Origin of the sequence: Bradyrhizobium tropiciagri, from assembly GCF_001189845.1 — a bacterium.
In the GTDB taxonomy this organism is placed as follows: domain Bacteria; phylum Pseudomonadota; class Alphaproteobacteria; order Rhizobiales; family Xanthobacteraceae; genus Bradyrhizobium; species Bradyrhizobium tropiciagri.
In genome coordinates this window covers 1-12,810 of the sequence record NZ_LFLZ01000017.1, presented here as the reverse complement: position 1 = coordinate 12,810, position 12,810 = coordinate 1, and the positions used below count along the sequence as shown (strand labels likewise).

Genomic DNA, 12,810 nt, shown 5'->3' with positions numbered 1-12,810 from the left:
GCCCTAGCGAAATGCGAGTCGATGGAGCGTAGAGCGCGTCGCTGCCGACAGAGGCGTTCTGAAGCCGCCCATGCCAAAGAACGCAAATGAGGTACACTATGAGTGCGATGTTGGACGAGACTCGACCTGACCAGGCAACTGCCGTTGTTGAGGCTCCCCACCGGGAACGAAAGCGTGCCGTCATCATCGGCGCCGGCCTTGCCCTAATCGCCGCGGCACGCCCGCTGCGGCACGCAGATGTCGATGTCGTCCTGATCGACCACCGCAACCACCATGTCTTTCAGCCGCGGCTCTACCAGGTGCCGACGGCGGTCCTCTCACCAGCGGAGATCGCTGCGCCCGAAGGCACGGCATGACACGAACTTAGCGGTAGACGCCCTCTGCCACTACGGTGGTTTCATCGCAAAACCGCCGATGCCAGCATCCAGTCAGCGATCAGCACGGGTAGCCGATTGTCGCGTGCGCTTTCTTGAGCGATCATCTTACATAAGGACGGAAACCCATGATCAATTAGTTGGCACTCGGAAGCTCGCATCGCGCGGCGCTTCTCCCGCGGTGTTTCCGGATGCTTGACCGGGAGATCCACCGCGATGTCGACGACCGCGTTCGACTACCCGATTGTTAACGGACGCCCGTTCCGGAGACGGCAGAGGGACTAGCCACCACCGACGACGCCGGACTGAGCACGCGCTCGCCCCAAGCCGCGGCCTGCGCTCATCCCTTGGATGGACGCTGTCAGCTGGCGTGCGCTCGATCCGACGCGCGTTCTGCTACAGAGTCATTCCGCGGCGCGCGTCAGTCGGAAGTCACCAGCTCGGCCAATGGCCTAGATCGGAAGGCGTACGCCGGCCGCCACCAGTTCTTCAGGCCGCGTGGCACCGTTGCTCCGCGTCCTCGAAGGGGTCCCCGAATGCCTTGCTTAGGAAGCGAGCAAGCGCCGCACCGCGTCAACGCTCCCGAACGAAAGCGGCAAGTGACCAGGGAATGCGACCGAACGTCAATTTGCGCAACAGGAGGCGAATGAAATCTGAGGCGCCTACAACCATGCCGCCGAATTCTGGCAGGAGCGCGTGCGGATGATGCAGTAGCGGACGGACGAGCTCGACCGGCTAAGTGAGCCCGGTCGTGTCACCAAAATGAGCGCCTGAGGAAAAGCGTGTTCAAGGTGGGGTTGCTCCCCTAAGTCGCACGTCCATTAGTTCGACATATTGGTGTCGAGGAGCGCCAGAAGCGAGCGCACCACTACTAGTCGCCGACGTCCGATCGTTGTCGTGGCGATACGCCGAGCTGCTATCAACTCGTAAAGCTTCGTGCGTCCCAAGCCGGTCACTTCGCATGCATCGTCAATCGTGCAGGTGATCCGTTGGGCGAATGGCATCGTGCTCGGCTCTGCGGCTTTCGGATCGGATAGACTGACTTGTGAAGGTTGTCCGCCAATTTTCTCTCGTCGATTGTATCTCACGTGCTGCCCTCCTATTCGCACAAAGCTTGACACGAGAGTTGGCTGTGCAATGAGCAACGTCAATGCGCACGTCCGAGGGCGCTGGCGTACGACAGCGCACGTCAGCGACGGTTTGAATATCTCTGGATACCCAAGTGCGACGAGGAATTTTTTCGCGAATGCTTCAGCCGCAGTGAGAGGCTTCGCGACAAGGTTAGTCTGCTCATGAGTCTGCAAATGGCGGCAGCAAATTCCGCAAGCGATCGCCGCTGTCCACCAGCGTCTTAACCAACGAATGCGGCTGATAGCAACCTAAGTGTCTGAGATTGCTGGCGCTCCCTAGGGGAATCGAACCCCTGTTTCAGCCTTGAGAGGGCCCCTCCTGTCTAAGTCGATCAAGAGAAGATGATCGCTCTCCTCTTCTTCGCCTTCGCTAGCTCACGATGATTTTTGGCTCTTTCGACTATCTCACAATACTCCAAGCTTTACCTCGCTTCAGTAGAGTGACTACTGGGCACTGTGATTGAATGACTCAACGGGGCGTTCGCTCCCGTCCATTCCTCCTCGATTTCGCGGTCACTGATGCAGAGGCAAATGCTAAACGCGCCGTGGTCGCACTCGGAATGATCGGTGTCGTGACGGGAAAGCGCGCAGCTGGAATGGGATGAATATCAAGCATAGGAGAAAGGTCATGCCGCGGCGCCCGGCAAAGGTTACGCAAGCGGACCTCGCTCGCGCGATCCGCGCTGCCAAGGAAGCCGGCGCGAGCGCAGTCACGGTTGATGCCGAGGGCACTATTCAGATCACGCTAACGGCAAGCCCTGCGCCGATCGATCCGACAAGCGGCAGCGACGAGGCATGGACACCATCGGAGGCATTGCAGCGTTACCTGAAACGCTCCGAAAGCGGGTGAAACGCTCCTTATAGAATTGATGCGGAGTCACTGCATCGCTAGACTCCAAGCATTGGTCCACGGAGACGCCAATGCTTGGGACGGAAAGACGCGACCCCCGCGCGCCCGGGGATCGACGGATGTACCTCTACTTCAACTATTCCGAGTCCGGCTCCCTGCGCTGGTATGTGAAGGTCAGTCGCAAAGGTCGCAGGATCGGGATTTGCGAGGAATACGGAACGACAGCCTTCGACGCCGCCTATGAAGCAGGCGTTGCAGCGTTGGGGGGAGTTTTGCGCATGCGTCGCGTCAAAAGGATTGCGACACCGGACCAGCCGGAACGCCGCTATCTGTACGTCGACGTCAGCCAACGTGGTCAAGTCCGGTACTACGTGCAATTGCTTAACAAGCTGCCGAAGATCCGGATCAAGGCTGAATACGGCACATCGGAGTTCGACGACGAGGTCGATGCGGCGGTTGCCGGCCAGATCGCGCTGTACGGCAACGAGGGCGACTACATCAACGCACAGAAGCAGCGCAACGAAGAGCGCCCTGCTCTATCGAACACACCAGCTCGCCCTGGAACGTTGCGCTGGTACTGGAACGGTTACAAGCAAAGTGATCACTGGCTTGGCGATCTGAGTGTCGGTCATGAGGGCCTGGCGGAATCGACCCGGCTTCAGCGCACCGGACTGATCGAGTCAATCCTGCCGGAAAATGGCGAGAAGCCGTTTGCGGTGCTCACGCGCAAGGTCATCAAAGCGGAGATGAAGGCGCGCACCCCATCGCAGGCGGGCAATTTGCTGTCGGCGCTTCGGGGCATGGTCCGCTGGATGATCGACGAGAAGCATCTCGACGAGGACGACGATCCGACCATCGGGCTAAAGTCCGGCAAGGCAAAAGCGAGCCGCGAGACTGGCGGCTTTTTGCCCTGGACCGAGGATGACATGGCCCAGTATCGGGCGAAGTGGCCGCTCGGTACCGAAGCACGGCTGATGTTCGACATCCTCCACTACACGTTCCTGCGGCTTGGAGATGCCCACCGTTTCGGGCCGCCCCACCTGCGGCAGATCGTGCGGAGGATGGCTGTCCAGATTGCCACCGAGAAAAGTCGGGGCAATACGACCGTGACGGTACCCGTCCATCCGGAATTCGCAGAGAGCCTGAGGGCTGCTCGCGCGGCCAACATCATCGGCGCCGAGGTTTTCACCGGCAAGCTCGTGCGCGGCCGGGTCCTTCCGATGAACAAGAAGGCGTGGGCTGGCAAATTCAAGAAATATGCCGTCCTGGCCGGTGTCAATGAGCCGAAGAAGAGCTGCCATGGCGTGCGCAAGGCCCGCGCCGAAGTGGCGGCCTATGCGGACTGCACCGAGAGCCAGATGATGGCCATGTTCGGCTGGACCGACCCCAAAATGCCCGCCCACTACATCGCTCAGGCGAATCGGGAGAGGCTCGGAATCAGCGGCATGGAGAAGATCGTCACGTTCGATCAGAGCCAGTCAGGCGACGGTCGCCTGGACGCGAACGGTACGCGAACAACACGCAAGAACGGAGTGGTAACTTTCCCGGGTAACATCCGGAAAAAAGCTCAATAATTTCAATATGAAATGTGGGTTTATGGTGCGCTCGGAGGGACTCGAACCCCCACGGTGTTACCCACTGCCACCTCAAGGCAGCGCGTCTACCAATTCCGCCACGAGCGCTAAGGATGTCGGATGGAACCCTAAGGCGCCGCCGCATCGAGGGGGCCATGTAACAAATCACGGATGCAGGGACAAGGCGATTAATGCGCGAATTAACTGCGAACCCCGGGAGATTTCGGCAGCATCTGCTTGACCTCGACCGCAATCCGGTTGCGGTCGACCAGGACGACGCCGCTGGCCACCGGCAGGTTGTTGGCGAGGATCTTGACCTCGTCGGCCTCGGTGGCATCCAGTTCGATGATGGCGCCGCGGGAGAGCCGCATGACCTGGTGAATCGGCATGGTGGTGGTACCGAGAACCACCATGAGATCGACGCTGACTTTATCGAGCGTGGGCACTTCTGAACCGCCGGACGGGAACTAAATTGTGGGTTCACCTGACCACGTTAGGGTTAGCTAATGGTTAACGACCGCCAAAGCCTCGATTTGACGACCTTTGCGCGCCCTTCGGGCGGCGCAGCGGTCGAATGGCGGATCTCGGACGGCCCCGTGCCCTACCCCGATTCCCTCACCGCGATGGACGCCCGCGTGGCGGCGATCGCCGACGGATCGGCGCCTGAGCTGGTCTGGCTGCTGGAGCACCCGCCGCTCTACACCTCCGGCACCAGCGGCAAGTCCGACGACCTGCTCGCCCCCCGCTTTCCGACCTTCCAGAGCGGCCGCGGCGGCCAGGTCACCTATCACGGGCCGGGCCAGCGGGTGGCCTATGTGATGCTCGACCTGAAGCGGCGCCGGCCGGATGTGCGCGCCTATGTTGCCTCGCTGGAGGAATGGATCATCCGCACGCTGGCGGCCTTCAACGTCCGCGGCGAGCGTCGCGAGGATCGCGTCGGGGTCTGGGTGAAACGCCCCGACAAGGGCCCCGGCTTTGAGGACAAGATCGCCGCGATCGGCGTGCGCCTGCGCCGCTGGGTCTCGTTTCACGGCATCGCGATCAATGTCGAGCCCGACCTCTCCCACTTCCAGGCGATCGTGCCCTGCGGCGTGGTCGATCCGCGCTACGGCGTCACCTCGCTGGTCGATCTCGGACTGCCGGTCACGATGGCCGATGTCGACATCGCGCTCCGGCAGGCCTTTTCCGAGGTGTTCGGCGACACCGCAGCACGCCTGCCGGAAGCGACCCTGTAACGGTCACGCCGCCTTCTGCGGCGCGACCTCGAGCTTGCCGGCGATGTAGCGGCGCTCCTGGGTCAGGCCGCCGAAGCCGTAGGCATCGCCCTTCACCTCGTCGACATGGGCGTAGCTCTCGGTGTGGAGCGGCCCGAGCAGTTCGCCCATCCGCTTGAACAGCGCCGCGAGATAGGCCGCCTTCTCGTCCTTGGTGTTGGTGCCTTCGCTGACATGGACGTCGAGCCAGTAACTTGCGAGCCCCTGCTCGGCAAGCGACTTGCCGCCGGCGAACCAGTCGGCGGCATCGGCGGACTTGACGATAACGGCGGTGACCTTGGGGTCCTTGTGCAGAATCCCTGCGGTCAACTCCGACACCGCGGCGGCGATCTCGGACTTCAGCGACGGCGACTGGCGCGAGGTCGCGTAGGTGACGGTGATGAGCGGCATGATCGGTCTCCTTGAATTCGGTTGGCGCAGGTCAATCGCGCCTCGTCTGGCTAGACCTTTTCGCATCATCTTGGTAGCTTATCTATATGGATAGCAATGATAACGAATGTTGATCATGACAACACTCGACATTGACACCGTGCAGGCCTTCCTCCTCGTCGCCGAGCTGCGGGGCTTCACCCGCGCCGCCGAGGCGCTCGGCACCACGCAGGCGGCGATCAGCATGAAATTGCAGCGGCTCGAAACGGTGCTCGGCAAGCGGCTGGTCGAGCGCTCGCCGCGCGCGGTGCGGCTGACCGCCGACGGCGCCGCCTTCCTGCATCACGCCCGTGCGCTGATCGAGGTGCATGATCGCGCACTGTCTGCCGAGCGACCGGCGCGGCAGCAGCTCACGCTCGGGATCAGCGATCACGCCGCCGGTCCCGAGCTGGTGCCGCTGCTGGAACGGCTGCACGCGATGGCCTCGCAACTTGCGCTCTCGGTGACCATCGGCTTCTCGCGCGAGATGCTCGATGCCTACGATGCCGGCGAGCTCGACGCGGTGATCGTGCGCCAGGAAGGCAGCCGGCGTGGCGGTGAGAAACTGACCGAGGATGAATTCGGCTGGTTCGCCGCCAAACGCTTCGTCTGGCCGCGCGGCGACGCCTTGCCGCTGGCAACGCTCGCGCCGCCGTGCGGCGTGCGAGCACTGGCCGTTCGCGCGCTCGACAAGACCGGCATCGCCTGGACCGAAAGCTTCGTCGGCGGCGGCGTCACCGCGGTGGTCGCAGCGGCGCTCGCAGGGCTTGCGGTCGCGCCCCTCGCCCGCCGCATCGCGCCACCTGGACTGATCGATATCGGCCCCACGCACAAGCTGCCGCGGCTCGGCGCATCAAAGGTGATGCTGCATTCCAAGGTCGGCGATCCGACCAAGCTCGCGGCGTTGCGGGCGCTGGCAGCGACGTTTCGGAGCGTGGCCGCGGCGGCTTAGCGTGAGCGTGAGTAACCGAAATCCTCTCTCGTAATGGCCCAGTAGGTCACGCCCGCGACGAACCCGGCGACGACGAACAGCTCCCCCAAGCCGGCCATCCAGATCGCGCCAGACGGCGCCAGCAGGCTGATGCACAATGCGCCGACCGCGGCGCCGGCACAGCCGAAGAACACGACGGATTGTGCATGAAGCAGTTCGGCGAGCCAAATGACTATCAGGGCCGGAATTGCGGTTAGAAAACAGACAGCGACGAAGGTCAGGAACGAGAACGGCAGAAGGGCGACGGTGGTTCCTGCGAGCCGCGCGATGTCGCCACCGGATGCAATCATCAGGAAGGTCTGGATAACGCTCGCGAGAACCGCAGTCGCGGCGCCGCAGCCCGCGAGCCAGCCACCGAATGCACGACAACAAGAGCTGGACATATACGCCTCCTCTACAGGATCGCCTCGAACGCGCTGCGCAGGGTTTCGTGGCGAAAGACAAAACCGTTGCTCAGCGCCTTGTTCGGCAGCACACGCTGGCCGCCAAGCAGCAGCTCCTCGGCGAAATCGCCGCCGATGGCACGGAGCAGCGCGGCCGGCACGCGGAAGATCGCTGGCCGGTGCAAGCGGCGTCCAAGTTCCTCGGTGAATTTCGTGTTGGTGACCGGGATCGGCGCGGTCGCGTTGACAGGGCCGGACAGTTCGGGCCTTGCGATCACATGCGCGATCAGGCGCACCAGATCGTCGCGCTCGATCCACGACATCCACTGCTTGCCCGAGCCGAGCGGCCCGCCGAGACCGAACTCGAACGGCGTCAGCATCCGCGTGATGAAGCCACCATCGGTGCCGACCACGAGACCGATCCGCAAATACGCGACGCGCACGCCATGCTCGGCGGCGGGCTTGGCCGCATTCTCCCAGGCCTCGCACAGTTCGTGGCTGAAGCAGGCATGGGACTTCGCCGACTCCGTCAGCACCTGATCCTGCCAGAGCCCGTACCAGCCGGTTGCGGAGCCGCTCACGAGTACCGACGGCTTGCGCTCGAGGTGCGCGATCAGCTTGACGACATCAGCTGTCATGTCGACGCGCGAGGCGATGATCCTGCGGCGCTTGGCCTCGGTCCACAGACCGTTGCCGATCGGCTCGCCGGCGAGATTGACAATGGCGTCGATCCTGGTCTCGGCGGGCAACTGGTCGAGGCTGGTGATCAGCGTCACCGGCGGCGGCAGCATCTCGGTCTTCGCCGGATTGCGGATCAGCGCAATCACCTGGTGACCTGATGCTGTGAGGCTTGCGACCAGACGGCTGCCGATGAAGCCGGTCGCGCCGGTGACCAGCACGGTCTGCCGCGGCGGCAATTTCTCGACCAGCGTCGAAGCGGGCCGGCTTGCCATCCGTCCGAGGCGGCTCGCCGCGGCAAAGTCGCGCGCGCCGAACAGTGCGGCGCCGAACGCCGCCGCCGTTGCGAACAGGCTGAGGAGGCCCGCATAAGCCGGCACGATAGCGGTCGGCAGCATCGCCCAGCCGATCAGGACCGGCACCAGCAGCACAAGGATGGCGCCGTAGTTGATCGCCAGCAGCGTATGGTTGATCCGCTCGCTCGGCGGCAGCTTTCGGCTCAGATCCTCCTCGACGAAATCCATCAGCGTGATGACGACCTCAACCACCAACACGGCCAAGATGGCGATCGCAAGAATACCGTGGACCTCCAGCCAGCCGAGCACGAGGAACAACAGCGCATAGAGCATGTTCCGCACGCTGTGCAGCTGAAGCTCATGGCGCTGCGACGGACGCCAGGCCAGCCGCTCGGTGAATTCGTGGTGATAGAAGGTGTCGAATGCGCCCATCGCGATCTGGATGGCGACCAGGGTCCACAGCAGCGGCGTCATGACGAGGTCTCCCTGAACACGGCAGACTGACGGATCAGCCGACCTAAACGGGGGTGGATGATCTCCAGCGTGAAGCGGAAATCGCCGCAGCCGAGATCGGAATGGGTCACGGTGAGGTCGCCGGGCGTGAGCCATTCGGGCAGCGACAGGCGGAACGGACCAAGCCGCAGCGAATAGTCGACGCTGCGAAACACCAGCGCCTCGTGCTCGACCGCGATCTTGAGCGCCATGCTGACGCCGAAGCCGACATATTCCTCAAGCCCAGTCGGCCCGGCAAAACGCTTCGCGGAATGGATCACCTGCGGAAAGCCGTCGCGCCGCGAGCAAATCCGGGTCCAGATCTGGCCGCCACTCGCGGCGTCCTCGGTGACCGTGACGATCATCGGCACGCCGGTCTCGCTGCCGGTCGGAAGCGGCCCGCCGATCAGCCATGCGGCCTGTGCCAGCCACCAGCCGGCGCGGCTGCTCGCGGCCTCCTCGACCTCGCCGACATAGACGACGGTGTTGCCGTCCTCGAACCGCTTCGAGAAGCGCCGCCAGATCGCAACCGGCAGGCGGCCCCAATCCTCGTCGGACAGCAATGCGCGGAAGCGATGATCGTCGAGCAGTTTGGTATCGGAAGCCGGTGCTGTCTTAAAGGTGGATATCCTTGCTGACGCCATCGCACACTCCCGTTACGCCGTGGCCCCTATTTGGCTCTGCCTGTGGGCAGAAAACTCACGATCTTCTCGCCGAGCTTGATCAGCGCGACCAGGCGCGGCCGCGGCACGTTCAGCATCTGCGTGTACCAGCGGTCGACCAGCTCGGTGAATGTCAGCATCTCCTTCAGCCGCTTGCTGGCGAGCGGGCTGATGGCCGGATCGTCGGCCGCGTCGGAGACGCAGGCGCGCAGCGCCGCGAGCGCGGGATCGATCTCGCGCTCCTTGCGTCCGGCCGCGATCTTGGCGGCGACCTCCCAGATGTCGGTCTCGGCCTCGAAGTGGTCACGGCGGTCGCCGAGGATCGGCACCCGTCGGATCAATCCCCAGGACAACAGCTCCTTGATCGAGTTGGAGACGTTGGAGCGCGCCATGCCGAGCGTGTCGGCGATGTCTTCCGCGGTCATCGGCGCTTCGGCGAGGTAGAGCAGCCCGTGGATCTGGCTGACCGAGCGGTTGACGCCCCACTCGTCGCCCATGTCGCCCCAATGCAGGATGAAGCGCTCGACGACGGCCGGAAGTTTTCTCTTGGCGGTTATTTCTGTCATGACAGAAATATCAGACTGTTCGGAGCAGAAGTCAAGGGCCGCGTCCGGTGCCGGGGAATTGGCGCCAGGCCCAATTCGCGGCGTTGGCCGGAGCGGATCCCTGGTCCATACTTCGGACGCGGCTTCTGCCCGCGATGGCGCACGACGGCCATCCGCTTTTTGCAAAGGAACGCGTGATGACGGCTCCCCTTTCCGACAAGGTATTCGCGGGATCGGTCCCGCAACTCTACGACCGGCTGATGGTGCCAATGATCTTTGCGCCGTACGCCCGTGACCTCGCGCAGCGCATCAAGGGCCATCGGCCGCGTGACCTGCTGGAAATCGCAGCCGGCACCGGGGCCGTCACGTCAGTCCTGGCTGCGGAATTGCCCGATACAAACATCACCGCGACCGATCTCAACGAGCCGATGCTGGCGCAAGCGAAGACGCGCCTCGCAGGCAAGCCAAACATTCGATGGCAGCAGGCCGACGCGCTGTCACTGCCGTTTGCCGAAGCGAGCTTCGACATTGTCGCCTGCCAGTTCGGCGCCATGTTCTTCCCCGACCGCGTCAAGGGTTACGCCGAAGCGCGGCGTGTGATCAGGCCCGGCGGACGGTACTTCTTCAACGTCTGGGACAGGATCGAGGAGAACGACTTCGCCGACGTCATGCAGCAAACGATGTTCCAGGCGTTTCCAACCAACACGCCGCAATTCATGGTGCGGACGCCGCACGGTTACCATGATCCGGCGCGCATTCGCGCCGACCTGACCGCTGCAGGCTTTCGCGACATTGCCGTCGAGTCGGTCACCCTTCGCAGTCCCGCCGCGTCGCCAGAGGATGTCGCCATCGCCTATTGCCAGGGCACACCGATGCGCGGCGAGATCGAGGCGCAGGGCCAACCGACGCTCGAGGCTGCAACGCAGCGCGTGGCTGAGGCGCTGGCGCAACGCTTCGGCAACGGTCCTCTCGACGGCAAGATTCAGGCGCTGGTGATCTCGGCCGCTTAGACCGTCGGCAGAAACGCGAACCGCTCGCCTGCCCCGCGCAGATTCAAAAGGTCTGATGTGCCGGCGTCTGCCTGTACGCTGCCGACGCGCGCCGAGATCGGTCCGCGGCCGCACGCTTTGATCATGTCGGCAACGATGTCTTCGGAGCCGGCGAACACGGCCTCGACGCTGCCATCACGGCGGTTGCGGACCCAGCCTTCGAGGCCGCGCGCGTTGGCGTTTTCGTGAACCCAAGCGCGATAGCCGACGCCCTGGACGCGTCCAGTGATCGTGACGTGGCGGATCACGCCGCTCACTTCTTCAAGCCGAGAAATTCGCCGCTGCGCGCCTTGGTCTCGGCCTCGCGCATCACGCGGCTGGTGAGTTCGGAAGAAGCGATACCCTTGAGGTTCTTCGGCGAGGCGCCATCGCGCAGCGCCTTCAGCGTCTCGTAGACCGCCTGGGTTGCGGCCGCGAATGGCGCGTGGCCCTGCAACGCGATCCTGACGCGTTGGCTTGCCAGATAGTCCAGCGCGGTCATCTCCTCCGGCGCGCCGCCGAGCACGATCGGCAGCGAGGTCGCGGCCGAAATCGCCTCGAGCTCACCGCGCGACTTGATGCCGGTGAAGAACAGGCCATCGACGCCGACCGCCTGATAGGCCCGCGCGCGTAAGATCGCATCGTCAAGATCAGTGATCGAGACGGCGCCGGTGCGGCCGAGGATCACGAGCGACGGATCGTTGCGACCGTCGAGCGCGGCCTTCATCTTGCCGACGCCCTCCTCGAGCGAGATCAGCTGTGTCTTGGCCTGGCCGAACGCCTGCGGCAGCAGCGTGTCCTCGATGGTGAGGCCGGCGGCACCTGCGGCCTCCACTTCCTGGACGGTGCGGCGGACATTGAGCGCGTTGCCGTAGCCGTGGTCAGCGTCGACAAGCACCGGCAGAGGCGATGCCCGCGACATGCGGCGTATCTGCTCGGCGAATTCAGTCAGCGTGATCAGCGCAATGTCGGGATCGCCGAGCACGGCGAGCGAGGCCACCGAGCCGCCGAACATGCCGAGCTCGAAGCCGAGATCTTCCGCAATCCGGATCGAGGTCGCGTCATAGACCGAGCCCGGACGAACGCAGCCTGATCCATCGAGAATGAATCGCAGGGCTTCGCGGCGTTTGCGGAAGGCCATGGCAGAGACTCCTCATTCGACATTGCGAGGAGCGCAGCGACGAAGCAATCCATGCCTTCTCAGCCGCAAGATGGATTGCTTCGCTGCGCTCGCAATGACGAGTTTATGCGAACTCCAGGATCAACGCATCGACCGCGAGCGTAGCGCCGGCGGCGGCGTGGATCTTCTTGACCGTGCCGTCACGCTCGGCGCGCAGCACGTTCTGCATCTTCATGGCTTCCACGACCGCCAAGGTCTCGCCGGCCTTGACCTCCTGGCCCTCGGTCACCGCGATCGACACCACGAGGCCGGGCATCGGGCACAGCAACTTCTTGCCGGTGTCGGCGGCCGAGACCACCGGCATCAGCTGCGCCGAGGTCGCCTCGGTCTCGGTGAAAACATAGACCGGGACCTCAAAGCCCTGATGCGCGAGGCGGAAGCCGTTGTTGATCGCCCGCACCTGCACGGCGACAAAATTGCCGTCGATGGTGCCCTGCCAGACCGGCTCGCCCGGCACCCAGCTCGACATCAGATTGTGCGGATTGCCGGGCAATCCGTCGTCGCCGACGAAGCGCACCGCGATGGCGTCGGCCTCGCGCGCGACATCGAGCGCGATCTCGGCGCGATCGAGCCACACCGCGCGGCGGCGCTCGCGCAGCACGACGCGGCCGCCCATCTGGCCGGAGATCTGCCGCTTGCGCTCGCCCAGCACGTGGTCGATGGCGGCGCCGACTGCCGCCAGCCGCCGCGCGATCTCGCCTTCAGGTGCGCGTGCGGAAAATCCCTTGGGGAATTCTTCGGCGATGAAGCCGGTCGACAGCCGGCCCTCGCGCCAGCGCGGATGGTTCATCAGCGCCGACAGGAACGGAATGTTGTGCCTGATGCCGTCGACATAGAAGGCGTCGAGCGCGGTCGCCTGCGCCTCGATCGCCGCGGCGCGCGACGGGGCATGGGTGACGAGCTTGGCGATCATCGGATCGTAATGGATCGAGATCTCGCCGCCCT

16 protein-coding genes and 2 tRNA genes are annotated in these 12,810 nt (G+C 63.9%); 6 read left to right on the top strand and 12 right to left on the bottom strand.

Translation table 11 applies throughout. From position 1 onward, the window contains the following. Positions 1–98 precede the first annotated feature (98 nt). Positions 99–356 (top strand): FAD-dependent oxidoreductase, encoded by a 258-nt coding sequence (locus AKN84_RS15825; RefSeq protein ID WP_244485166.1) that lies wholly within the window; start codon positions 99–101, stop codon positions 354–356. Between the two features lie 839 nt (positions 357–1,195). Here AKN84_RS15825 and AKN84_RS50700 read toward each other — a convergent pair. Both AKN84_RS50700 and AKN84_RS47375 read right to left on the bottom strand, forming a co-directional pair. After that, the gene (locus AKN84_RS50700) at positions 1,196–1,378 is read right to left on the bottom strand and encodes a helix-turn-helix domain-containing protein (RefSeq protein WP_430649909.1); all 183 of its coding nucleotides are present in this window, start codon (positions 1,376–1,378) and stop codon (positions 1,196–1,198) included. A gap of 393 nt (positions 1,379–1,771) precedes the next feature. Further along, positions 1,772–1,840: transfer RNA gene (locus tag AKN84_RS47375), tRNA-Glu, on the bottom strand. Between the two features lie 292 nt (positions 1,841–2,132). On the opposite strand from AKN84_RS47375, the gene AKN84_RS15820 reads away from it, so the two are divergent. Together AKN84_RS15820 and AKN84_RS15815 are read left to right on the top strand one after the other, a co-directional pair. After that, entirely contained in the window at positions 2,133–2,354 is a 222-nt protein-coding gene (locus AKN84_RS15820; RefSeq protein WP_128970867.1) for a hypothetical protein, read from the top strand. A 119-nt stretch (positions 2,355–2,473) separates the two neighbouring features. Next, the gene (locus AKN84_RS15815; protein ID WP_050421620.1) at positions 2,474–3,928 is read left to right on the top strand and encodes a tyrosine-type recombinase/integrase; all 1,455 of its coding nucleotides are present in this window, start codon (positions 2,474–2,476) and stop codon (positions 3,926–3,928) included. A 23-nt stretch (positions 3,929–3,951) separates the two neighbouring features. Here AKN84_RS15815 and AKN84_RS15810 read toward each other — a convergent pair. Then, positions 3,952–4,036, bottom strand: a tRNA-Leu gene (locus AKN84_RS15810). A 92-nt stretch (positions 4,037–4,128) separates the two neighbouring features. Next, positions 4,129–4,374: a FliM/FliN family flagellar motor switch protein gene (locus AKN84_RS15805; protein ID WP_021080574.1), complete on the bottom strand. Its 246-nt coding sequence runs from the start codon at positions 4,372–4,374 to the stop codon at positions 4,129–4,131. Between the two features lie 60 nt (positions 4,375–4,434). Between AKN84_RS15805 and lipB the strand changes: the two genes are divergently transcribed. Continuing rightward, positions 4,435–5,163: a lipoyl(octanoyl) transferase LipB gene (gene lipB / locus AKN84_RS15800; RefSeq protein ID WP_050421619.1), complete on the top strand. Its 729-nt coding sequence runs from the start codon at positions 4,435–4,437 to the stop codon at positions 5,161–5,163. A 3-nt stretch (positions 5,164–5,166) separates the two neighbouring features. Here the strand turns inward: lipB and AKN84_RS15795 are convergent, their stop codons facing one another. Further along, positions 5,167–5,592: a tautomerase family protein gene (locus AKN84_RS15795; RefSeq protein ID WP_050421618.1), complete on the bottom strand. Its 426-nt coding sequence runs from the start codon at positions 5,590–5,592 to the stop codon at positions 5,167–5,169. 112 nt (positions 5,593–5,704) lie between these two features. Here AKN84_RS15795 and AKN84_RS15790 point away from each other — a divergent pair, with 112 nt between their 5' ends. Next, complete coding sequence (locus AKN84_RS15790; protein ID WP_128970882.1) at positions 5,705–6,562, top strand: LysR family transcriptional regulator; 858 nt, start codon at positions 5,705–5,707, stop codon at positions 6,560–6,562. Here the strand turns inward: AKN84_RS15790 and AKN84_RS15785 are convergent. From AKN84_RS15785 to AKN84_RS15770, 4 genes are read right to left on the bottom strand one after another with little or no spacing between them, the layout of a single operon-like run. Further along, a complete protein-coding gene (locus tag AKN84_RS15785) occupies positions 6,559–6,984 on the bottom strand; it encodes a hypothetical protein (protein WP_050421617.1) in 426 nt (141 codons plus the stop codon). The genes AKN84_RS15790 and AKN84_RS15785 overlap by 4 nt on opposite strands. 11 nt (positions 6,985–6,995) lie before the next feature. Further along, positions 6,996–8,432 (bottom strand): TIGR01777 family oxidoreductase, encoded by a 1,437-nt coding sequence (locus AKN84_RS15780; RefSeq protein ID WP_050421616.1) that lies wholly within the window; start codon positions 8,430–8,432, stop codon positions 6,996–6,998. After that, positions 8,429–9,094: a DUF4166 domain-containing protein gene (locus AKN84_RS15775; RefSeq protein ID WP_050421615.1), complete on the bottom strand. Its 666-nt coding sequence runs from the start codon at positions 9,092–9,094 to the stop codon at positions 8,429–8,431. The genes AKN84_RS15780 and AKN84_RS15775 overlap by 4 nt, the downstream gene beginning before the upstream one ends. Before the next feature lie 26 nt (positions 9,095–9,120). Continuing rightward, positions 9,121–9,678: a GbsR/MarR family transcriptional regulator gene (locus tag AKN84_RS15770; protein ID WP_050421614.1), complete on the bottom strand. Its 558-nt coding sequence runs from the start codon at positions 9,676–9,678 to the stop codon at positions 9,121–9,123. A gap of 176 nt (positions 9,679–9,854) precedes the next feature. On the opposite strand from AKN84_RS15770, the gene AKN84_RS15765 reads away from it, so the two are divergent. Further along, positions 9,855–10,667 carry a class I SAM-dependent methyltransferase gene (locus AKN84_RS15765; RefSeq protein WP_050421708.1) on the top strand — a complete coding sequence of 271 codons (813 nt, stop codon included), beginning with the start codon at positions 9,855–9,857 and terminating at the stop codon, positions 10,665–10,667. Here the strand turns inward: AKN84_RS15765 and AKN84_RS15760 are convergent. The 3 genes from AKN84_RS15760 to AKN84_RS15750 all read right to left on the bottom strand — a co-directional run. Next, on the bottom strand, positions 10,664–10,963 hold the full coding sequence (locus AKN84_RS15760; RefSeq protein WP_050421613.1) for an acylphosphatase: 300 nt from the start codon (positions 10,961–10,963) through the stop codon (positions 10,664–10,666). The two genes, AKN84_RS15765 and AKN84_RS15760, sit on opposite strands and share 4 nt — an antisense overlap. Continuing rightward, the gene (locus tag AKN84_RS15755) at positions 10,960–11,826 is read right to left on the bottom strand and encodes an isocitrate lyase/PEP mutase family protein (protein WP_050421612.1); all 867 of its coding nucleotides are present in this window, start codon (positions 11,824–11,826) and stop codon (positions 10,960–10,962) included. Before AKN84_RS15755 ends, AKN84_RS15760 begins: the two co-directional genes overlap by 4 nt. Before the next feature lie 103 nt (positions 11,827–11,929). Beyond that, on the bottom strand, positions 11,930–12,810 hold an 881-nt coding region (locus AKN84_RS15750; RefSeq protein ID WP_128970865.1), incomplete at its 5' end, for a biotin/lipoyl-containing protein.